The organism is Peribacillus asahii (assembly GCF_003570725.1).
GTDB classification, from domain to species: Bacteria; Bacillota; Bacilli; order Bacillales; family DSM-1321; genus Peribacillus; species Peribacillus asahii.
In genome coordinates this window covers 435,860-456,218 of record NZ_QWVS01000002.1, presented here as the reverse complement: position 1 = coordinate 456,218, position 20,359 = coordinate 435,860, and the positions used below count along the sequence as shown (strand labels likewise).

Sequence of the window (20,359 nt, the reverse complement as noted above, 5' to 3'; positions counted from 1 at the left end):
ATTAACATAGTCTTTAAAAAAAGCGCAAGGACCTTTACTAGCTAGGTCCTTGCGCTTGACGTTTACGTTTGTCCCACACTTACTGCTTGTAGAACGTGACTAACCATCAGTGGAGGGTGAAGGAAAATCCTCTATTGATGAAAGCTTCCCTTTATTGTTCTTGTTCTTGTTCGTGAGGTATTTCTTTTAATGTTAAGAAAAGAAGGATGAAGATAATGAACCAGTTCAAAGACATACTGAATGGAACGGTTGCCTGAAAGAAGTCCATAATTGTAAAGAAAATCGTCGGTAATGTTACGCAATAAGCAGTGATTGTCCATACTTGCTTGTAACGGAGTGGTTTCCGAAAAGCATTTTTGAGCACTAATCCGAAAATAGAAAAAATCGTTATTTTGATAAATAAGATTACTGCAGCTATTATGTAAAAAATAAAAATCATAATAGATAAGAAAATCCATAATAAACGGTCCGCTTTATCAAGCCATGAGGAAATGGTTTCATTATTCCCTTCGATAAACGTATAAGGAGAAGACTGGGCATTTCCGGCAGATATAACGACAAATTCGGATTGTAGAAAGGCGAGGCCGTTCGTCGTTTGATTGGCAACTTTACTAGGTGTTAATATACCAGAGTCATCTATAAAAATAGTAAAGCCTTCTTTGTGGATAATAATAGGTTCGTCACTTTCTATCTTTAACTTACCATCTTTAATCTCAAATGCGGGTATTTCTGTTGAAACAGTTTGTTTAACCGCATAAATACTATCCTTTATCATCATGCTAAAATAATAACTAGCAGGAAGAATGGATAGGAGGGAAAGTACGAATACAAAAAAAATCGTTTTGCCTAATCCTTGATAACGAAAGGTCGCTATATCCTTAGGCGAGTACAAACTTACATATAGTTGTTTAAAGACATTCATATAAACAGCACCTTTTTCTATTGTATCTTGTTCATTGTATCTATCAGTTTGTGATAATACAACATAAATGATACAAATTCCCCCTTTTAAAAATGAAGGCAAACGAAGGTGTGCTGTCGAAGTTCATATTAAGTGAAATTATTTTTGAAAGGAGATACATATGGATATTCTTTATTGGACGGTTGTCATCACCATGTTTATTATCGGTTTTATTGGCTTAATTTATCCAATTATTCCAAGCGTGCTCTTTATTTTCGCCGGCTTTATTTTATACGGATTTTTTTATTCATTTGAACCATTCCATTGGCTGTTTTGGACCATACAAATTTTATTTGTTTTGCTTTTATTTATGGCGGATTATGTAGCGAATATAATCGGCGTTAAAAAATATGGTGGTTCTAAAGCTGGGGTATGGGGCAGCACTATCGGCCTTCTAGTGGGACCGTTCGTCATTCCTGCTTTTGGTATTATCATTGGGCCATTTGTTGGGGCAATTTTAGCAGAACTGCTCGTTCATAAGCGAGACTTATGGACCGCTTCGAAAATTGGGTTTGGCTCTGTTATTGGCTTTATTAGCAGTGTGTTGACAAAAAGCATCATTCAAATTGTAATGGTTGGCTATTTTTTCTTTGTTATATATAAATAATTTGCATAAAAAAACTAAAAAAGTGAAGCATAACGTTTGAAAGGCTAGTAAAATTTTGATAATCTATGCTTACGGGCTTTAGGAAACTTTGGAAAACTAAAGCTAAATACAGGTATACATAGGGAGGATTTTTAATCATGGCATTTGAATTACCACAATTACCATACGCAGTTGATGCATTAGAACCACACATTGACAAAGAAACAATGAACATTCATCACACAAAACATCACAACACTTATGTAACAAACTTAAACGCTGCAATTGAAGGAAACGAAGAGCTTCAAAGCAAAAGCATTGAAGAACTAGTTGCTAACCTAGATGCAGTTCCAGAAGCTATCCGTACAGCTGTACGCAACAATGGTGGCGGACATGCTAACCACTCTTTATTCTGGACAATTTTAACTCCAAATGGTAGCGGTGCACCAACTGGTGAACTAGCGGACGCAATTGCTGCTAAATTCGGTAGCTTTGATGCGTTTAAAGAAGAATTCGCTAAAGCAGCAGCAACTCGCTTCGGTTCTGGCTGGGCTTGGTTAGTTGTAAATAACGGCGAATTAGAAGTAACAAGCACACCAAACCAAGATTCTCCATTATCAGAAGGGAAAACACCTATTCTTGGATTAGACGTTTGGGAGCATGCTTACTACTTAAACTACCAAAACCGTCGTCCTGATTACATCGGTGCTTTCTGGAATGTTGTAAATTGGGATGAAGTTGCAAAACGTTACACAGCTGCAAAATAATAAAGTAATGAACACGGGAATCCTCGAATAAGAGGGTTCTCGTTTTTTATTGTCTTTTTTCACATAAATGCTTCCCTTTTTTCAAACACTAAAATGAACAAAAAGGAGCGTTTGAATATGGGGATTTTACAAAAAGTAATTGGAGAAGGAGCAGTACAAAAAGAATTAAATCTGCTGCTCACAATCGGTGGTTTATATAGTTTAAGCATCGCTTTATCTAATACATTTGTGAATATTTATTTATGGAAGCAATCAGGGGATTTTTTAGATATTGGTATTTATAATTTAATCGTTGTTATTGTTCAACCAGTAATCTTTATTTTAGCAGGCCGGATGGCGAAGAAAGTCGATCGAATCATCGTATTACGGCTTGGTGTTATTTTCTTAGCTCTTTTTTATTTAACGGTGCTCTTAGTAGGGGAACATGCAACGAATTTTCTTTGGTTACTTGGAGCATTGCTTGGAATGGGATATGGATTTTATTGGCTTGCTTTTAATGTATTAACATTTGAAATTACTGAGCCAGAAACACGTGACTTTTTTAATGGATTTATGGGAGTGTTAAACTCTAGTGCTGGGATGATTGGGCCAATTAGCGCTGGATTCATTATTTCGCGGCTAAATCGATTTTCAGGATATACATTTGTCTTCGGTTTATCGTTGTTGTTGTTTGCAGTTGCCGTTTTATTAAGTTTCTTTTTAAAAAGACGACCTGCACATGGAAAGTATTGTTTTGTACGTGTTTTACAGGAGCGAAAAAATGATCGTAATTGGAGCTTGATTACGTGGGCTAACTTTTGTCAAGGGGTAAGAGAAGGTACATTTATGTTTGTTATTTCTATTTTTGTATTTATTCAAACCGGAAGTGAATTGGCACTTGGGAGCTACGGGTTACTTCATTCAGCCGTTGCTTTTGTTGCTTATTATTTTGTTTCTCGCCTTATTAAGTCTGACATGCGCAGTAAAGCGATTCTTTTTGGAGGAGTATTGCTTTATGCGGCAGTAATTTTAATTGCTGTAGATGTTACCTATGCCAAACTTTTAATATATGCGGTAATGATTGCTGTTGGATACCCGCTTTTACTCGTACCGTATGTTTCCCTTACATATGATGTGATTGGACGTGCATGGCATGCGGCGGAGATGCGAATTGAATATGTAGTCGCTCGAGAGATATTTATTCACCTTGGTCGTATTGTTTCTATTTTAGGATTTCTCTTTGCTGTTTATTATTTTGACCCTAAGCAAAGTTTGCCGATTTTTTTATTAATTGCTGGTTTAGGTCATACGGTGATTTACTTCTTTGTCCGTCAAATCAAGCTAACTTAGACATTGGATAAAATTAATAGTATTTCAAGGTAGAAAAAAACAACAATGTTCTATAGAATAAGGTAGTTAGCAAGACAATGGATGAAGGAAGTGTGGCATATAGTGAATAAAAAGAAAAAAACGCATGTGCCGTTCAGATTAAGTATTCTTTTCTTTTTAGTTTTTGTACTATTCTCTGCGTTAATCTTACGTTTAGGATTTATTCAAATTGCATATGGCGATGAATATAGTCGCGAAGTAGAAAGAACAGAAGAAGTGACGGTCAATAATGCTGTTCCACGTGGTAAAATGTATGATCGCAATTTAAACATTATGGTGGATAATCAGCCTTTAGATGCGATTACATATACAAGAAAACAAGGAACAACATCAGAGGAAATGTTGGAAACAGCTAAGAAGCTGGCTAAATTAATTGATAAAGAAACGGATAAAGTAACCGAGCGAGACAAGAAAGATTATTGGATTATGATGAATCCAGAGCTCGCTAATAAAAAAGTGACGGCAAAAGAAAGAAAGAAAGTGGAAGAAGGGGAGCTTACAGACAAGGATTTGTACAAGCTTCAAATTGAGCGGATTACAAAGGAAGAGTACGATACCTTTTCTAAGGAAGAGCTTGAAGTATTGGCTATTTACCGTGAGTTTTCGAGTGGTTATGCTTTAACGCCACAAATTGTAAAAAACAAAAATGTAACAAAAAAAGAGTTTGCACGAGTGAGTGAACATTTAGGTTCTTTGCCTGGTGTAGGGATTACAACAGACTGGGATCGTTCTTACGCATATGATAAAACGTTGAAGTCGGTATTAGGAAAAGTTTCTTCATCAGAGGAAGGGTTACCGAGTGAAAGTCTTGATTATTATTTAGCACGTAATTACAGTCGAAATGACCGTGTTGGGAAAAGCTATATCGAAGCACAATATGAAGAGGTTCTACAAGGTCAAAAGACAAAGATTCGTAATATTACCGATAAATCTGGAGATGTGGTTGATTCACAAGTGATTACCCCTGGACAACGTGGTAAAGATCTTGTCTTGACGATTGATATTGATTTACAACAGGCTACAGAAAAAATTATTGAAAAATATTTACTTGCTAATAAAAGAATGGGAAATACGAAGTTTTTAGATCGCGCTTTTGTTGTTATGATGGATCCCAATACGGGTGAAGTATTAACGATGGCAGGGAAAAGGTATGTGCGAGATTCAGAAACGGGGAAAGCTTCTATCGAGGATTTTGCATTAGGGAATATTACCACTTCTTATGCGATGGGTTCAGTCGTAAAAGGAGCAACTGTTTTAACTGGTTATCAACAAGGAGCCATTCAACCAGGAACAGTTTTTTATGATACGAAGTTACAAATTAAAGGAACAAAAGCAAAGGGTTCTTATAAAAACTTTGGTAACATTAATGATTTGACTGCTTTAAAAGTATCTTCAAACGTATATATGTTCCGAACAGCTATTAATATTGGTGGAGGTACGTATATACCAAATCATTCTTTGAGCATTAATCCGAAGGCCTTTACAACAATGAGAAATTCTTATGCACAGTTTGGATTAGGAGCACGTACAGGTATCGATTTACCAAATGAAATGGTTGGGTTTAAGGGGACTGAAACTTCTCCAGGTAAGTTGCTTGACTTGTCTATTGGTCAGTATGATACGTATACACCGATGCAACTTGCACAATATGTATCCACTATTGCTAATGGCGGTTATCGAATGAAGCCGCATATTGTTAAGGAAATTCGTGAACCTGTAGAAGATAATGAGGAGTTAGGTTCCGTGGCTGAAGAAATTACGCCAACTGTTCTCAATCGTCTGCCTATGAAAGATTCCTGGATTCAGCATGTTCAAGAGGGGTTTAAAAAGGTAACGATGGAGTCAGGTGGAACGGCCTACCAATTTTTTGGTGGAAAACCTTATACAGTAGCGGGGAAAACAGGAACAGCCGAAGCGTTTTATGATGGCCCTGATCGTGAGAAATACAGCGAGCCGCAAGAAACGATGAACTTGACTATTGTTGGTTATTCACCAGCAGATAAGCCAGAAGTCGCTTTTGCAGTTGTCGTGCCATGGGCGTATCAAAGACATACGACAGATCATCATATGAATAAATTAATCGCTAGTGAAATTATGGATGAGTACTATAAGCTGAAAAAAGAACGTGCAAAGCAAGCAAAGGCAGAAACAACGACTACAGTAAAGGTTAATCATAACAAAGATAAGAAAACATGAGAGTGAAAGCTCAACAAATGAATAATAAATGAGAAACACGCTTTTGATTCAGAAGCGTGTTTTTTTATTGTCTATTTGATAGGAAGCATATACATATTAGTTGTTTTAAGTGTCTAACTCAGCGTTTTGTTTAACAAAGTCCAAATATTAAGTATCCATTTACACTTTCTTTATGTAATCTTAACGTTCTGTTCAAAAGGAATTAATAGTACCATTGTATCCTGTAATTGTAGGAAAGATAATTAATCATTCAGGGGGAAAATTGATGAAACGTCTTAAATTTGCAGCATTCGCAACAATTATCGGGGGAGCTATGGCTGTAACAGCTGCATGTGGTTCTGATAGTGCAAAGGATAGCAACAGCAGTGCAAGTGAAACGGACAAACCATTACAAGGTGAAATCGCAATTGATGGATCTTCAACGGTTTATCCAATTATGGAAGCTATCGCTGAAGAATATATGGCGCAACAGCCTGATGTAAAGGTATCAGTTGGTTTCTCTGGAACGGGCGGAGGCTTTGAGAAATTTATCGCAGGTGAAACAGATTTAAGTAATGCATCACGACCTGTTAAAGATGAAGAAAAAACTCAATTAGAAAAAAATAAAATTGATTTTACGGAACTAGAACTAGCTTATGATGGTTTATCCATTGTTGTAAATAAAGAAAATGATTTCGTTGATTACTTAACAGTTGATGAACTGAAAAAACTGTGGGTAGAAGATGGAAAAGTGAAGAAATGGTCGGATATTCGCCCAGAATGGCCGAAAGAAGAGATTAAATTCTACTCGCCAGGAACGGATTCTGGAACATACGATTACTTCAATGAAGTCATTTTAGAAGAAGAGCCACTTGTTGAAAATGCTACTCTTTCAGAAGATGATAATGTTCTTGTTCAAGGCTTAAAAGGTGATAAAAATGCTATTGGTTTCTTTGGATATGCATACTATGCGGAAAATCAAGATTCATTAAAGGTTGTCCCAATCGATAATGGTAATGGTGCAGTTGAACCAACGCATGAAACGATTAAAAGCGGGGAATATGCACCTCTATCTCGCCCATTATTCACATATGTAGCAAACAAATCAGTAGCTGATAAAGAGCAAGTAGCAGATTTTGTAGAGTTTATGGTTGAGAATGCTGGTGAGCTTTCAGAAGAAGTAGGTTACATTTCTTTGGATGATAAAGAATACGATAAAGATTTAGAAGCAGTGACTCAACTTAAGAAATAAGCTTTAAATTTAGCGAGAAGGTGGGAAGTATCTTGCTTCTCATCTTGCATTTGCTAAATGGTGAATGAGGAAGGAGTTACAATTTTGCGAGTACAACAAGCTCAGTATTCTATACGGGAAATGATTCAAGAGCGTAAGCAAAAGAAACGTATTCAAATAGAAAGATTTATTCCATCTATTCTTTCATTAACTGCAGCTGTTTCAATATTAACTACATTAGGGATTGTTTTTACGTTAATCTTTGAAACAATAACTTTCTTTAAAGAAGTATCTGTTTCAGAATTTTTTACTGCAGATAAATGGTATCCCTTTGCTGAGGCTGCTTCTTACGGGGTAATGCCACTTGTCCTAGGTACCTTAAAAATAACAATGATTGCTGCTTTAGTTGCTGTTCCAATCGGGCTGGCAACGGCCATTTACTTGAGTGAATATGCTTCAGAGAAAACACGTAGAGTGATTAAACCGATTCTAGAAATATTAGCTGGAGTACCGACTATTGTATATGGGTTTTTCGCTTTAACCTTTGTGACACCGGTATTACGATCCATCTTTCCTTCGCTAGAGATGTTTAATGCATTAAGTCCAGGACTTGTCGTTGGAATTATGATTACGCCGATGATTGCTTCACTATCAGAAGATGCCCTTGTTTCTGTACCACGTACTATGCGTGAAGGTGCATTGGCGTTAGGATCAACCAAATTAGAGGTAACTTTAAAAGTGGTCCTTCCTGCTGCTATTTCTGGAATTGTTGCTTCTATTGTTCTAGCGTTATCAAGAGCGATTGGTGAAACGATGATTGTAAGTGTTGCTGGTGGGTCGACACCAAGTTTGAATATGGATGTAACAACCTCTATTCAAACAATGACTGCTTATATTGTGCAAGTAAGTACAGGAGATGCAGGATATGGAACAACGATTTATTATAGTATTTACGCTGTAGGTATGACGTTATTCCTCTTCACTCTTGTTATGAATTTACTAGCTCAGTACATCTCTCGCAAAGTTAGGGAGGAATACTAAATCATGAAGCTTATTGATAAAACAATTGTGGCAAAGAAAATGCCTATAAGACTTGTGAGGAACACGATTCTAAAAGGGTTATTTTTCTTAGCAACCACATTCGGACTTCTCGTACTCGGTATTTTATTGTATCGGATATTCGCTCAAGGAATTGGTTATCTAGATTGGGATTTCTTCCAAAACTTCGCTTCAAGAAGGCCGGAGGAAGCGGGAATTAAGGCTGCGCTAATCGGATCGATTTGGTTAATGATCGTTGTAGCACCTGTCGCGCTGTTACTTGGCTTAGGGACAGCGATTTATTTAGAAGAGTATGCAAAGAAAAACTGGTTTACTTCCTTTATTAAATTAAACATTTCAAATCTTGCAGGTGTACCATCAATTATTTTTGGATTGTTAGGACTTACAATTTTTGTTCGAGCGCTTGCTTTAGATCGTTCTGTTTTAGCGGCAGGATTAACGATGAGCCTTCTCGTATTACCTGTTATTATTGTCGCTGCTCAGGAAGCAATTCGTTCTGTGCCGCGTGAGTTACGTGAAGCATCGTATGGAATGGGAGCAACGAAGTGGCAGACTATTGTTCGTGTTGTATTACCAGCTGCAATCCCAGGGATTTTAACCGGAAGTATTTTAGCTCTATCTAGAGCCGTTGGGGAAACAGCACCGCTCGTTGTAGTTGGTATTCCGATGTTTATCGCCTTTTTACCAAAAAACGTATTTGATACGTTTACCGTTTTACCGATGCAAATTTACAATTGGACTTCACGTCCGCAAGAAGAATTTCAAAGTGTAGCAGCTGCGGGTATTCTCGTTTTACTGTTCTTGTTGATTTTTATGAATTCCATTGCTGTTTTCATACGTAATAAGTTCCAAAAAAGATATTAATGAAGGGAAGACAACGAATCATGAATATGACGTTATTGAGAACAAGTGAGGCTTTTAATATGGACAAAACGGTCGTGTCTCAATTATCTAAAGAGAAGGTATATGAAACGTCTCAGTTAAATTTATGGTACGGAGAAAAACATGCTTTAAAAAATATTGAATTAGATATCCATCAAAATGAGGTTACGGCTATCATTGGACCATCTGGATGCGGGAAATCCACATATTTAAAAACATTAAACCGTATGGTTGAGCTGACTCCTGATGTCCGAACTTCCGGGGAAATCAAATATCGCAATCGAAACATATTAGATAAATCATATAAAGTAGAAGAGTTGCGTACGCAAGTTGGTATGGTGTTCCAAAAGCCGAATCCATTTCCAAAGTCTATTTATGAAAATGTTGCCTATGGACCAAAAATTCATGGAATTAGAAATAAAAAAGTGTTAGATGAAGTAGTTGAAAAAAGTTTACGTGGGGCAGCGATTTGGGATGAAGTGAAAGATCGTCTTCATGACAATGCGTACGGATTATCTGGTGGACAACAACAACGTTTATGTATTGCTCGTTGTTTAGCCATTGAACCGGATGTAATTTTAATGGATGAACCGACTTCAGCGCTCGATCCTATTTCAACGTTAAAAGTAGAAGAACTCGTCCAACAGCTTAAAGAGCACTACAGTATTATTATCGTGACGCATAATATGCAACAAGCTGCTCGGATTTCAGATCGCACGGCGTTTTTCTTGAATGGAGAAGTGATTGAATATAATAATACAAATACCATTTTTTCTCGTCCAAGTGATCAAAGAACGGAAGATTATATTAGCGGTCGCTTTGGGTGAAGCGAACAAGCACTCTTTTGGGGGCGGGATTCAATATCTGGCCTTTTTGGTTATTCTCATAACAGTCCGATATTTGTTAGCTTCTTTATCCCGCACTTAACGAGCAGTAAGCCCCCGTTGATAGAAGTTTCACTTTATTTTGAAGATGAAGAAAGCATAACTAAAAAGGATAAGTCCATGCCATTTTTAGCTACGCTCCGTTTTCTAATGAGTTAAGAGATGTCCTAATTCTTCATAGCTCATATCGCTTGTTACGACAAATTCATCGACTTGAACGCGTCGTGTTAGTCCGTTTTTGTTCATATAGTTTTGAAATCCTGCTGCATCATCAATAATTTTTTCCGTTGCCAACGTTTCGGCGATTTCTTGCACTGTCATTTTGTATTTAACTTGTAGCGTATAAGTTTTGACAGCCTTTTTTTGCTGTTCTTGTTTTTTAGCTATATTGTTGGACGCTTCTACAGTTTCTTGTTTTACTTCTTTCTCTGATGTTGGTTCTGCTTTGTTTATAGCGGCCGTTTCTTTCATGACGATGTAATCTTGCTCTTCTAACATCTTTTTAGCATCCATTGCAGTGATTGTACGATCTTGATGTAAATCGTTTCCGTAATAAAACCCGGCGATAAGAGCGCTTGAAAAAATAATACCAGCAGCAAAAGCTCGAAGTATTGCGTTACTCATGCTCTAATCCTCGCAATCCCTGTTCTTCAATCACCTGAATAATTTGTTCTTTTGTTAAAGTAGACTGTTTCTCAATTTGTTCTAAAGAACGGCCTTGACGATAGAGTGCAGCTACCTGGCTTTTGATAATTTCATTAATTGGTTGGGTTGTTGAAAGAGGTTGATAAGGTACAGAAGTTGAGCGATATTTAGGTTCGTCCTGAATTAAAAGCTCCTCTTCAAGGATTTTCACTTTTTTCTTTAATTGAAAGATGTCCTGCATATGAGTTAGTGTTACTTGTTCTAGTTCTTCTTCTAACTTGGCTACTTTGTCTTTTTTTATGAATGAAATGATCAGCAAGACAATAGCCAAGGAAAATAGAGAGAGTATAATCCACTCCATGTTTTCACCTCGACGTTAAAATTAGATATATATACCTCTATTCTACACATTTCTTATGAAAAAGGACAATCTTGCTTTAATATGACCTGGGAGGAATTATCTATTTTTGTCGTACTGTCACTTGATTGAAGCGAAGCGGAAATCTTAGTGACTGCGCAGGACGCGGCTAATCATCAGTGAAAGTTTTACTTTATAGGTAAAAAGAACTGAGTCTTTATATAGTGTTTTCACCTTTGTTCAAAGAATGTTCGCGAAAAAAGTTAAGATTCGACAAAAAGTGTTTATTGTCCATATGACTATTCAGTGATAACATTATATTAAGTTAAAAATATTGAAAATTCTGTATTTTGGAACGGATTAGTAGTTCGTTAGGCTCCTTGCTTCGAAGCGGCAAACCATTAAAAAAGGATAAGTAAGGGACAAATAAAACTCCCACTGAATAATGTTTCACTAACATGTTATAAACTTAATTTTAAGAAAGGGATGATCACATGAATGCACTGTCAGCGTACATTGAGCATAATAGCCGGGAATTACCTCGTAAGACATTAAAAGCAGGGTTATGGATGGATGAAAGCTTTGATTGGTATTCAGAGGAAGATATGATGAGCCATCCTGAAGGAGGAGTTCGTACACTTCTACAATCCTTTACAAAACAAAAAATTATGTATTCCAAGTTCACCATTAAAAATACGACTTTAGAGGTGAAATCCCCTAAAGTATTCTTTCAGTATGAAAACGCTTTCGAACGTCAGGCTGTTGCTTTTTATAGCCCTCATGAGCAAGCCATTATGCATGTTGCACCCAATTCTGTTGCTTTACTAGGAGGCGTGATGAAAGGCAAAGGAATCGCACAGTACTGTATCCAAGGTAAAGGTGGACTCTATGAAAATGGTTGCTTCAAATCTTTAAGGGAAGGTCTATTATTCTATTCACCGCTCGCAAAAGGTCAAGTAACCAGTATTTTTACTCTCGAATCAGAAATCTTACCGTTAGAATGCGTAGAAGTGGTTGCTTGGGCCATTCATGCTGATACAAAGGAAGAAGCTCAGTTTCTTAACCGCGAATTGTTTCAAGCAATTCAAAAAGAATTCTGAAACATATGATTTCCCAAAAAACAGACTAGCATTTCAACGAGAATAATGCTATTATAGATGAGTCCTATGTACAAAATGTTAATATGTTTGGAGGGAAATACACATGCGCGTAAATATTACATTAGCTTGCACTGAATGTGGAGATCGTAACTATATTTCTAAAAAAAATAAACGTAATAATCCAGATCGTTTAGAGCTTAAAAAATACTGCTCAAGAGAAAAACGCAGCACGCTTCACCGTGAAACAAAGTAAGCAACAGGAGTTTTCCTGTTGTTTTTTTTATGTAAATTTTTTGCTCAGTTGTATGTAGTTAAGTCGAGATAATGAACAACTAAAATACATTATAAAAAGGAGTGAGAAACGTGAAGGAAATGAAACGAAAGATTAGGAATGATATGAAAGCTACTCTTGAAAGGCTTTCAGAAGAACAGCGTATAAAGTATACGAATCAAATCACTGAGCAATTATTTCACCTTGAAGAATGGAAAAAGGCGAAAGTGATCGGAATAACGATTGCTGTTCCTCCGGAAGTGCCAACGGCCTCTATTATTGAGCAAGCATGGAGTGAAGGGAAGAAAGTAGCTGTACCAAAATGTTATCCGCAAACGAAAGTGATGGAATTCAAAGAGATTACCTCATTTCAACAGTTAGAATCGGTGTATTCTAATTTACTAGAGCCTATTGCTGAAACGGTGTGCGTGGATTCAGCAGAAATAGATGTATTAATTGTACCTGGATTAGCCTTTACAAAAGAAGGATATCGTTTAGGATTTGGCGGCGGCTATTATGATCGATTCCTTGTTTCTTTTCAAGGAACGACTCTTGCACTTGCTTATGAATGTCAATTAGTCGAAAATTTGCCGATTGAGGCACATGATTTGCCTGTTCATCAAGTTGTGACAACAAACACAGTATTCCGAACGTCTACCCCATGAATTTCTACATATTGCCTTCATAAAAATCTTCACCTGTACCAAACTAATTGTAGGAGGGATAATTATGTGGAAAATGGTGCTTCAAATATTTGCAATCGGTGCTGTCGTTTATGTTGGGTATCAAAATCGTTATCGGTTATTAAATGTCGCTTTGTCTAGCGGAGCGCTTCGAAGATTTCTTGTTACACGCTCTTTAGATTTACCAGTTGTTCGAGATCGAATGATGCAAAGTGTATTAGGTCGAGGTTAAAGAAGGGAGCCGGGGAAGGCTCCCTTCTTTTTTTACATTTGTAAACGAATCGTCTATAGTTAAATAATAAGATGAAAGAAGGGCAGCAACGGAGTTTGTGAAGAAAGTGGGGAAGGTTTTGGGATTCAAAGAGGATTATTTATATTGGGCAGTTATTTGGCAGCTAACATCTAAGTATGATTATCAATTAATTACAGTAACGGAAAACCAACAGGAAATTTGGTTGGAAAATGCAAGAAATAAAGAGTTTCCAGTGATTCGTCTCTTGCGTTATGACTTAGATTGGGCGAACTGGTTAAAACGGGATATTGAACGAACGATTCAAAATGGAGAACAAATTCGAAAAAAACTGTATAGAAAGCCATTAAATGTATTCAATATTTATGTGACAAAATTTACTCCGGTAGATGACTATAGTTTTGCCACGCAGTCTTTTCATTATCAAAAAACAAAGCTGCAATCCTTTGTTTTGGATAGTGAGAACTTTCCAGAAGCGTTACAACTCCTTGAAAAGAAATTGCGAATGGAATTTCCAATTCAACTGCAAGAAGAGGAAGAGCAAGTTCGGTATTTAAAGGAGAAAACATTAGTTGAATCGGTGAAAAAAGTAAAGAAAGAACAGCAAGTATTTGTTTCTGGTAAACCTTTTTTTACGTATATATTTATAGCGATTCAAGTGGCTGTCTTCTTACTTATGGAAATAAGCGGAGGTAGTAAAAATTCAGAGACTTTAATTGAATTTGGAGCGAAATACTCCCCTTATATATTGCAAGGGGAATGGTGGCGCTTCTTCACCCCGATGGTTATTCATATTGGTTTTATTCATTTATTGATGAATACAGTTTCTCTTTATTTAATTGGGTCAGAAGTAGAAAGAATTTATGGAAACACCAGGTTTTTGTTCATTTATTTATTGGCAGGTTTTACAGGTACATTAGCTAGTTTTGTGACGACCCCCAATTTAGCAGCAGGAGCAAGTGGTGCGATTTTTGGTTGCTTCGGCGCTTTATTGTATTTTGGGACCGTGTATCCAAAGTTGTTTTTCCGGACAATGGGTTCAGCTGTTATTGTGTTAATTATGATTAATCTAGCCTACGGCTTCTCTGTTTCTGGTATTGATAATGCAGGACATATTGGTGGTTTGATTGGTGGTTTCTTAGCTGCTGGCATTGTATCGTTACCAAAAAGAAAAACATGGCGACAACTTATCTTCTTAGCAGGGACAGCAGGTTTGATATATTTCCTTCTTCAATATGGATATAATCATCCGAATAGCGCAGCACTCAATGATGAAACGATGGCGCAAGTAGCTCAAAATTATGTGAAGGAAGGAGAAACAGCAAAGGCTAGTGAGCTATTACTCGATTACACACAACGCCATGCTAGTACGCCAATTTCTTATTTTGTACTTGGAAATATTTATGCAGAAAAAGGCGACACAGCAGAAGCAAAGGCTTCTTATGAAAAAGCGATTGAACAAAATCCAAGATTTCATGAAGCTTATTATAATTTAGCTTTAATGCATACGCGTGAACAAGAAATGGACCAGGCTAAAGAGCTTGTTCAAAAAGCAATTGAGCTTGATCCTTCCAATAAGTCGTATCAAAAATTGGCAAAGCAATTAGGTGAATAGTCAGTTAAAGTTGTTGACGAAGCATAAAAGGTGTTCCAGCTTGTAGTGTAAACAAAACAAGTAGCTCGCTTTGATCTTTAGCAACTAAAATTTGTGGAATAGAGCTTCCCTCGGCAGGAATTATCGTGCCGTCTTCCGTTTTAATTCCTAAAATATACTGTTTATAAATGCCTTCCCAAAGCTTGCCGATTATTTCTTCGCGCTTTGCGCTTGGAAAGGTGCGAAAGATATGATTGGCTTTCGTTGGTAATTCGATTAAGGAAATTGTTTCGTATTGGCTTTTATCAATGTGAAAGTAAGTTAATGATTTATTCAAACGTGAAGCTAGTCTAGCATTTAGGTTATTATCTAGAACGCTTTGCCATTGCTGCTGCTCAGCAGATACGGGCCTTTGGAATGTTTCAAAAGAAGGTGTTGTAATCGCATAAAGCTTTGCTTGGCTCATTTGTTGAACACTTGTAAACGTATCTTTATTAGGATGAACCTCTGCATAATGGAACGTGATGGCATCATAACGAGCGCTGTCTCGTTCTTTTTTTGTGTCTTTTTGTATAATAGTTTGTTCATGCTGCCTCCACTTATTTAAGATTCCAATTAAATCGCCGTTTTTATACAAAAGGGAGACATCTTGGCGTAAATAAGCAGGTTCAGCTAGTGTGGAGCGAGTTCGCCATTGGACTTGATAGGCTTTGTTATTTACTGTTTTGGCCGTTACATGAGTGGCCGCGTCTTCAAAATGAAGTGTAGGGTCAATTGGGAAAAAAATGATGGTTTCTTCAGCTTGCCGCGTCGTTGAAAAATAAATCATAATAATCACGGTAACGAGCAATAGAATAAAATTATATATATATTGTCCTTTCATAGTTCCCCTCCGACTTATGCGCTGATTTCAGTATATGAAGGGAGAGGGACATGTATGAAAGGGTTTTAAGTGGAGGAGAGATGTTGAGTGAGGCTTACATTGGTAGAAGAGGCTTGTTACCTAGTAGTTAATTCGATATACTTTCAAGTAGAAAATAGTAAAGAGGTATGAGATGAAAACAATCTATGATATTCAACAATTTTTAAAAAAGTTTGGAACATTTATTTATATTGGAGATCGTGTAGCGGATTTAGAGCTTATGGAAGCAGAAGTTCGTGAAATATATCGCTCACAAATGATGGACACAAAAGATTATCAAATGGCCATTTTATTACTACGACAAGAAATTGAACGTGAGAAGAAACGGAAAAATTCTTGATAAAAGGTGGGTGGCTATGGGGAAATGGTTGGTAGGTGTTGACTTAGGCGGTACATCAACGAAGCTTGCCTTTATTAATACATCGGGAGAGATTATATATAAATGGCAAGTTGCCACCGATATTTCAGAAAATGGTGTACATATTATTCCGAATATCGTCAAGGAAATAGACGCTAAGCTAGCAGAATTGAAGAAAAAGAGAAGTAAGCTTCTAGGTATTGGGATGGGAGCCCCAGGGCCAGTACGGTCTGAAAGTGGCTCTGTTTATGAAGCAATCAATTTAGGTTGGCGAAATTATCCGCTAAAGGATGTATTAGAAAAGAAGACATTGCTGCCTGTTGTCATTGACAATGATGCGAATATGGCCGCCTTAGGAGAAATGTGGAAAGGGGCTGGTCAAGGAGCAAAAGATCTCGTTTGTATTACGCTCGGCACAGGTGTTGGCGGCGGTGTCATTGCGAATGGGCAAGTCGTTCATGGAGCGAGCGGTGCTGCTGGTGAGGTTGGTCATATTACGGTTGTTACCGATAATGGCGCACTTTGTAATTGCGGGCATAAAGGCTGCTTAGAAACTGTGGCTTCAGCGACAGGAATTGTCCGTCTAGCTAGAGGAGCGTTAACGAAGAGAAAGAGTTCTCTTCTACAAGAGAAAATGAATGAGGGAAACTTGCTCTCTGCTAAACTAGTGTTTGAATGTGCGGCAGAAGGAGATAAGCTTTCGTTAGAGATTATTGAACAAACAAGTCATTATTTAGGGATGGCTCTAGCTCATATCGGTAACCTTCTTAATCCAGAGAAAATCGTTATTGGTGGAGGAGTTTCTAGAGCTGGCGATTTGTTAATTAATTCTGTTCGTACTGTTTTTCAAAAGCACGCTTTTAAACGTGTTTCGAAGTCGACGAACATTTTACAGGCTACATTAGGCAATGACGCAGGCGTCATCGGTGCAGCTTGGTTGATAAAAAATCAATTAGATAAATGACTGAATTGGTTTGCAAGGGGGTGTATATTTGCATAAGAAAAATAGGAATTATTCTTTGTTTTGGCTGGCGTTTATGTTTCTTTGGTTAAAAACATATATTGCCTATAAAGTAAGCTTTAACATTAACACGGATAACTTATTTGAAGAACTTATTTTATTTTTGAATCCAATTAGCTTTTTGTTGCTTGTTTTAGGTGTATCAATCTTTTTAAAAGAAAGTAAGCGAACGCCGTATATATTAGTGATGAGTACCCTCATAACATTTGTTTTATTTGCTAATTTAATGTTTTTCCGTTTTTTTAATGATTTTTTAACGATTCCTGTTCTTTTTCAAACGAGTAACATGAGTGATTTAGGCAGCAGTGTGCATGAATTAATGAATGTGACGGATTTGTTCTACTTCGTTGACTTGTTCATACTTATTTTGTTAGTGAAGTATAGACCGGCTGCATTTGTTCAGCGAACATGGAATCAGCAAAGTCGAAAAGCTTGGGTATTTTTTGCGCTAGGGGTGACATTTTTTCATTTAGCATTAGCGGAAGCGGAACGCCCAGAACTATTAACAAGAACGTTCGACCGTGAGATACTTGTGAAAAATATGGGGGCGTATCAGTATCATTTGTATGATCTATTTTTGCAAACGAAGTCCTCTACACAACGTGCTTTAGCTGATGGCAGTGAATTAACTGAAATTGAAAACTATGTTCGAGCGAATCAAAAAGAACCAGATGCCGATTTGTTTGGTATTGCTAAAGGGAAAAATGTGATTATGATTTCATTAGAATCGCTGCAAAGCTTCGTTATTAATGAAAAGGTAAACGGGCAGGAAATTACGCCTTTTTTAAATGAATTTATTAAAGAAAGCTATTATTTTGATAATTTTTATCATCAAACAGGGCAGGGGAAAACTTCTGATTCAGAGTTTATTATTGAAAACTCTTTGTATCCGCTTGGTCGGGGCGCTGTTTTTTTTACAAATGCGCAAAATGAATATAAAGCAATGCCGGAAGTTTTAACGGAACATGGCTATTTTACTGCCTCTCTTCATGCAAATCATCGTAGTTTTTGGAATCGAGATATCATGTATGATGCTCTAGGCTACCAGCATTTTTATGATAGTGATGCTTATGAGATTACAGAGGAGAATTCTGTAAACTGGGGCTTGAAGGATAAGGAGTTTTTCTCACAATCGATTAATCATTTAAAAGAGATGCAAGAGCCTTATTATGCGAAGTTTATTACACTTACTAATCATTTTCCATTTACCTTAAATGAGGAAGACCGGACAATTGATGAGTATGATTCAAGTTCTAATACGTTGAATCGCTATTTTCCAACTGTTCGGTATATGGATGAGGCGGTCGAGCAGTTTATTCATGATTTAAAGCGGGAAGGTCTATACGATAATTCGATTATTGTTTTGTATGGTGATCATTACGGCATTTCAAAAAATCATAATGATGCAATGAGTCAATTTCTTGGAAAAGAGATCACGCCATTTGAAACGGTGCAGCTTCAACGTGTCCCATTAATTATTCATATTCCTGGTCAAGAAGGGCAAACCATTTCACATGTGGCTGGACAAATTGATGTAAGACCAACATTACTGCATCTATTAGGAATTCAAACGGACAATTATATAGAGCTGGGGAATGATTTATTCTCCGACGATTATGTGGACTTTACTGTGCTTCGGGATAGTAGTTTTATTACCGATAATTATGTTTATACGATGGATATATGCTATGACAAGAAAACAGGCGAAGTTACTGATTTACAAGCGTGTCAGCCTTATGTCGATATCGCAAAGCAGGAGCTTAATTATTCAGATAAACTGATTTATGGAGATCTTCTTCGTTTTTATGAGAAGGAATGAACCTGGCTGAGGCCAGGTTTTTTTATTCCACGCTTAACGGGCAATAAGTCCCGCACCTCAAGCTTATGAGGAAACAAAGAAGAGAGGTGGGGGATGGAAGCCCCCACTGATGGAAGTGTCACTTTATGATGAAATTCAGATTTCCTTTACATTTTTGGTTAGTTTCATTCATAGAGTGAAGCAAGGATGGAGGGATGATATGAAAATTATCAGCAGAGAAGGAGACAGTTTAGAGTATTATAGCCTTCTTTTTCAAATTCCACTAGAACTGATTCAAGATGCGAATCCACAGACGAAAAAGGAGAAATTATTAAGCGGATTTGAAGTGAAGATTCCTGGTTTTATGTTGCAAAAAGAGACCGAAATGTCGATGGAAACGGCAGGGCGAGTGTATCAGCTTCCGCTCGATGCGTTGTATCTTGTGAATGGAGTACGGCAATCGATGAACTCTCCATTTCTCATCCCAGTTCGTCTAATAAAACCGCTGATTAAGACGGAAAAATTTTATAGTTCAGCATCATTACAGAAAGATTTAGAGCTTTTAAGTACGTATTATCCATTTATGAAAGTAGAAACGATTGGTCATAGTGTATTAGGAAAAGATATTGTGGAAGTTCAATTTGGTCGTGGAGATTCAGTTGTGCATTATAATGGTTCGTTTCATGCCAATGAGTGGATTACATCGGCGGTATTAATGAAGTGGTTAAATGAATTGCTGCTGTCCTTTACAAATGAATCTTCCTCTTTTCTTCATCTATATCAGCGTGTGAACATATCCATCGTTCCAATGGTGAACCCGGATGGCGTTGATCTTGTTGTATTAGGAGATCGGGCGGCGGAGGGGAAATTCAATGTACGTCATATCAATGAAGGGGAAACAGAATATTATGGCTGGAAGGCAAATATCCGCGGTGTAGACTTAAATAATCAATTTCCGGCCAATTGGCAGATTGAAAAAGAGCGGAAACTCCCAAAAGCGGAAGCACCGAGAGATTTTCCGGGCGAAATATTTTTATCCGAACCAGAAGCGATTGCGATGCAACAATTAGCGGAACGACGTAATTTTTCTAAGGTTATTGCACTTCATACACAAGGAAAGGAAATTTATTGGGGATATGAGGGACATGAACCAGAGGAATCAGAACGAATTGTTAAAGAAATGGAAAGACAGAGTGGATATCGAGCGGTTCGATATGTAGATAGTCATGCGGGGTATAAAGATTGGTTTATTCAAGAGTTTAAACGACCAGGTTTTACGGTTGAACTAGGCAAGGGAATTAATCCACTTCCACTTTCACAAATGCCTGCTATTTATCGAGAAGCTGTTAAAATTTTAATGGTTGGTCTATTGTTATAGAAAGAGGAAGAAAGTTTGAGTCCCATATTTCCTGTTTTTGCTTTATAATGAGGTCGTAAGGTGGTTTA

Annotated in this window: 21 protein-coding genes; 17 read left to right on the top strand and 4 right to left on the bottom strand. The window is 37.2% G+C overall.

Translation table 11 applies throughout. The annotated features are described in order from the left end of the window. Positions 1 to 151: 151 nt before the first annotated feature. Positions 152 to 922: a DUF1189 domain-containing protein gene (locus tag D1953_RS02425; RefSeq protein WP_119115543.1), complete on the bottom strand. Its 771-nt coding sequence runs from the start codon at positions 920 to 922 to the stop codon at positions 152 to 154. A 160-nt stretch (positions 923 to 1,082) separates the two neighbouring features. Here D1953_RS02425 and D1953_RS02420 point away from each other — a divergent pair, with 160 nt between their 5' ends. From D1953_RS02420 to pstB, 8 genes are all read left to right on the top strand, one after another. Next, positions 1,083 to 1,568 carry a DUF456 domain-containing protein gene (locus tag D1953_RS02420; RefSeq protein WP_119115542.1) on the top strand — a complete coding sequence of 162 codons (486 nt, stop codon included), beginning with the start codon at positions 1,083 to 1,085 and terminating at the stop codon, positions 1,566 to 1,568. A gap of 137 nt (positions 1,569 to 1,705) precedes the next feature. Beyond that, on the top strand, positions 1,706 to 2,314 hold the full coding sequence (gene sodA, locus D1953_RS02415; protein WP_119115541.1) for a superoxide dismutase SodA: 609 nt from the start codon (positions 1,706 to 1,708) through the stop codon (positions 2,312 to 2,314). A 117-nt stretch (positions 2,315 to 2,431) separates the two neighbouring features. Beyond that, entirely contained in the window at positions 2,432 to 3,643 is a 1,212-nt protein-coding gene (locus D1953_RS02410) for an MFS transporter (protein ID WP_119115540.1), read from the top strand. An 81-nt stretch (positions 3,644 to 3,724) separates the two neighbouring features. Continuing rightward, positions 3,725 to 5,878: a peptidoglycan D,D-transpeptidase FtsI family protein gene (locus D1953_RS02405; protein WP_119115539.1), complete on the top strand. Its 2,154-nt coding sequence runs from the start codon at positions 3,725 to 3,727 to the stop codon at positions 5,876 to 5,878. Between the two features lie 265 nt (positions 5,879 to 6,143). Continuing rightward, positions 6,144 to 7,109 carry a PstS family phosphate ABC transporter substrate-binding protein gene (locus D1953_RS02400; RefSeq protein ID WP_119115538.1) on the top strand — a complete coding sequence of 322 codons (966 nt, stop codon included), beginning with the start codon at positions 6,144 to 6,146 and terminating at the stop codon, positions 7,107 to 7,109. Between the two features lie 57 nt (positions 7,110 to 7,166). Next, on the top strand, positions 7,167 to 8,129 hold the full coding sequence (gene pstC, locus D1953_RS02395) for a phosphate ABC transporter permease subunit PstC (RefSeq protein ID WP_119115537.1): 963 nt from the start codon (positions 7,167 to 7,169) through the stop codon (positions 8,127 to 8,129). A 3-nt stretch (positions 8,130 to 8,132) separates the two neighbouring features. Then, a complete protein-coding gene (gene pstA / locus D1953_RS02390; protein ID WP_119115536.1) occupies positions 8,133 to 9,011 on the top strand; it encodes a phosphate ABC transporter permease PstA in 879 nt (292 codons plus the stop codon). Positions 9,012 to 9,070: 59 nt separating this feature from the next. Then, positions 9,071 to 9,856 (top strand): phosphate ABC transporter ATP-binding protein PstB, encoded by a 786-nt coding sequence (gene pstB, locus D1953_RS02385; RefSeq protein WP_119115642.1) that lies wholly within the window; start codon positions 9,071 to 9,073, stop codon positions 9,854 to 9,856. A 204-nt stretch (positions 9,857 to 10,060) separates the two neighbouring features. Here the strand turns inward: pstB and D1953_RS02380 are convergent, their stop codons facing one another. Continuing rightward, a complete protein-coding gene (locus tag D1953_RS02380; RefSeq protein ID WP_119115535.1) occupies positions 10,061 to 10,537 on the bottom strand; it encodes a hypothetical protein in 477 nt (158 codons plus the stop codon). Further along, the gene (locus D1953_RS02375; protein ID WP_119115534.1) at positions 10,530 to 10,919 is read right to left on the bottom strand and encodes a hypothetical protein; all 390 of its coding nucleotides are present in this window, start codon (positions 10,917 to 10,919) and stop codon (positions 10,530 to 10,532) included. Before D1953_RS02375 ends, D1953_RS02380 begins: the two co-directional genes overlap by 8 nt. A 491-nt stretch (positions 10,920 to 11,410) precedes the next feature. Here D1953_RS02375 and D1953_RS02370 point away from each other — a divergent pair, with 491 nt between their 5' ends. The 5 genes from D1953_RS02370 (at position 11,411) to D1953_RS02350 (ending at position 14,835) form a co-directional block, all read left to right on the top strand. After that, on the top strand, positions 11,411 to 12,016 hold the full coding sequence (locus tag D1953_RS02370; protein WP_119115533.1) for a hypothetical protein: 606 nt from the start codon (positions 11,411 to 11,413) through the stop codon (positions 12,014 to 12,016). A 103-nt stretch (positions 12,017 to 12,119) separates the two neighbouring features. Continuing rightward, a complete protein-coding gene (rpmG, locus tag D1953_RS02365) occupies positions 12,120 to 12,269 on the top strand; it encodes a 50S ribosomal protein L33 (protein ID WP_119115532.1) in 150 nt (49 codons plus the stop codon). Between the two features lie 119 nt (positions 12,270 to 12,388). After that, a complete protein-coding gene (locus D1953_RS02360) occupies positions 12,389 to 12,952 on the top strand; it encodes a 5-formyltetrahydrofolate cyclo-ligase (RefSeq protein WP_119115641.1) in 564 nt (187 codons plus the stop codon). Positions 12,953 to 13,016: 64 nt separating this feature from the next. After that, complete coding sequence (locus D1953_RS02355; RefSeq protein WP_119115531.1) at positions 13,017 to 13,202, top strand: hypothetical protein; 186 nt, start codon at positions 13,017 to 13,019, stop codon at positions 13,200 to 13,202. A 118-nt stretch (positions 13,203 to 13,320) separates the two neighbouring features. Next, positions 13,321 to 14,835, top strand: coding sequence for a rhomboid family protein (locus D1953_RS02350; protein WP_119115530.1), 1,515 nt, complete (start codon positions 13,321 to 13,323; stop codon positions 14,833 to 14,835). Between the two features lie 4 nt (positions 14,836 to 14,839). On the opposite strand, the gene D1953_RS02345 is transcribed toward D1953_RS02350, so the two are convergent. Beyond that, positions 14,840 to 15,697 carry a hypothetical protein gene (locus tag D1953_RS02345; RefSeq protein ID WP_119115529.1) on the bottom strand — a complete coding sequence of 286 codons (858 nt, stop codon included), beginning with the start codon at positions 15,695 to 15,697 and terminating at the stop codon, positions 14,840 to 14,842. Positions 15,698 to 15,869: 172 nt separating this feature from the next. Between D1953_RS02345 and D1953_RS02340 the strand changes: the two genes are divergently transcribed. From D1953_RS02340 to D1953_RS02325, 4 genes are all read left to right on the top strand, one after another. Continuing rightward, complete coding sequence (locus D1953_RS02340; protein WP_119115528.1) at positions 15,870 to 16,076, top strand: YqgQ family protein; 207 nt, start codon at positions 15,870 to 15,872, stop codon at positions 16,074 to 16,076. A 16-nt stretch (positions 16,077 to 16,092) separates the two neighbouring features. Continuing rightward, positions 16,093 to 17,058, top strand: coding sequence for an ROK family glucokinase (locus D1953_RS02335; RefSeq protein ID WP_119115527.1), 966 nt, complete (start codon positions 16,093 to 16,095; stop codon positions 17,056 to 17,058). A gap of 73 nt (positions 17,059 to 17,131) precedes the next feature. Continuing rightward, positions 17,132 to 18,934: an LTA synthase family protein gene (locus D1953_RS02330; protein WP_119115640.1), complete on the top strand. Its 1,803-nt coding sequence runs from the start codon at positions 17,132 to 17,134 to the stop codon at positions 18,932 to 18,934. Positions 18,935 to 19,133: 199 nt separating this feature from the next. Continuing rightward, the gene (locus D1953_RS02325; RefSeq protein ID WP_119115639.1) at positions 19,134 to 20,291 is read left to right on the top strand and encodes a M14 family metallopeptidase; all 1,158 of its coding nucleotides are present in this window, start codon (positions 19,134 to 19,136) and stop codon (positions 20,289 to 20,291) included. Positions 20,292 to 20,359: the final 68 nt, after the last annotated feature.

Bases quoted from the DNA above. Each gene is read 5' to 3' on its own strand.
- pstC (WP_119115537.1), top strand. From the start codon at position 7,167: ATGGTGAATGAGGAAGGAGTTACAATTTTGCGAGTACAACAAGCTCAG.
- D1953_RS02400 (WP_119115538.1), top strand. From the start codon at position 6,144: ATGAAACGTCTTAAATTTGCAGCATTCGCAACAATTATCGGGGGAGCT.
- D1953_RS02410 (WP_119115540.1), top strand. From the start codon at position 2,432: ATGGGGATTTTACAAAAAGTAATTGGAGAAGGAGCAGTACAAAAAGAA.
- D1953_RS02355 (WP_119115531.1), top strand. From the start codon at position 13,017: ATGTGGAAAATGGTGCTTCAAATATTTGCAATCGGTGCTGTCGTTTAT.
- rpmG (WP_119115532.1), top strand. From the start codon at position 12,120: ATGCGCGTAAATATTACATTAGCTTGCACTGAATGTGGAGATCGTAAC.
- D1953_RS02405 (WP_119115539.1), top strand. From the start codon at position 3,725: ATGAAGGAAGTGTGGCATATAGTGAATAAAAAGAAAAAAACGCATGTG.
- D1953_RS02425 (WP_119115543.1), bottom strand. From the start codon at position 922: ATGAATGTCTTTAAACAACTATATGTAAGTTTGTACTCGCCTAAGGAT.
- D1953_RS02375 (WP_119115534.1), bottom strand. From the start codon at position 10,919: ATGGAGTGGATTATACTCTCTCTATTTTCCTTGGCTATTGTCTTGCTG.
- D1953_RS02330 (WP_119115640.1), top strand. From the start codon at position 17,132: ATGTTTCTTTGGTTAAAAACATATATTGCCTATAAAGTAAGCTTTAAC.
- pstA (WP_119115536.1), top strand. From the start codon at position 8,133: ATGAAGCTTATTGATAAAACAATTGTGGCAAAGAAAATGCCTATAAGA.
- D1953_RS02380 (WP_119115535.1), bottom strand. From the start codon at position 10,537: ATGAGTAACGCAATACTTCGAGCTTTTGCTGCTGGTATTATTTTTTCA.
- pstB (WP_119115642.1), top strand. From the start codon at position 9,071: ATGGACAAAACGGTCGTGTCTCAATTATCTAAAGAGAAGGTATATGAA.
- D1953_RS02335 (WP_119115527.1), top strand. From the start codon at position 16,093: ATGGGGAAATGGTTGGTAGGTGTTGACTTAGGCGGTACATCAACGAAG.
- D1953_RS02360 (WP_119115641.1), top strand. From the start codon at position 12,389: ATGAAACGAAAGATTAGGAATGATATGAAAGCTACTCTTGAAAGGCTT.
- D1953_RS02345 (WP_119115529.1), bottom strand. From the start codon at position 15,697: ATGAAAGGACAATATATATATAATTTTATTCTATTGCTCGTTACCGTG.
- D1953_RS02370 (WP_119115533.1), top strand. From the start codon at position 11,411: ATGAATGCACTGTCAGCGTACATTGAGCATAATAGCCGGGAATTACCT.
- D1953_RS02420 (WP_119115542.1), top strand. From the start codon at position 1,083: ATGGATATTCTTTATTGGACGGTTGTCATCACCATGTTTATTATCGGT.
- D1953_RS02340 (WP_119115528.1), top strand. From the start codon at position 15,870: ATGAAAACAATCTATGATATTCAACAATTTTTAAAAAAGTTTGGAACA.
- sodA (WP_119115541.1), top strand. From the start codon at position 1,706: ATGGCATTTGAATTACCACAATTACCATACGCAGTTGATGCATTAGAA.
- D1953_RS02325 (WP_119115639.1), top strand. From the start codon at position 19,134: ATGAAAATTATCAGCAGAGAAGGAGACAGTTTAGAGTATTATAGCCTT.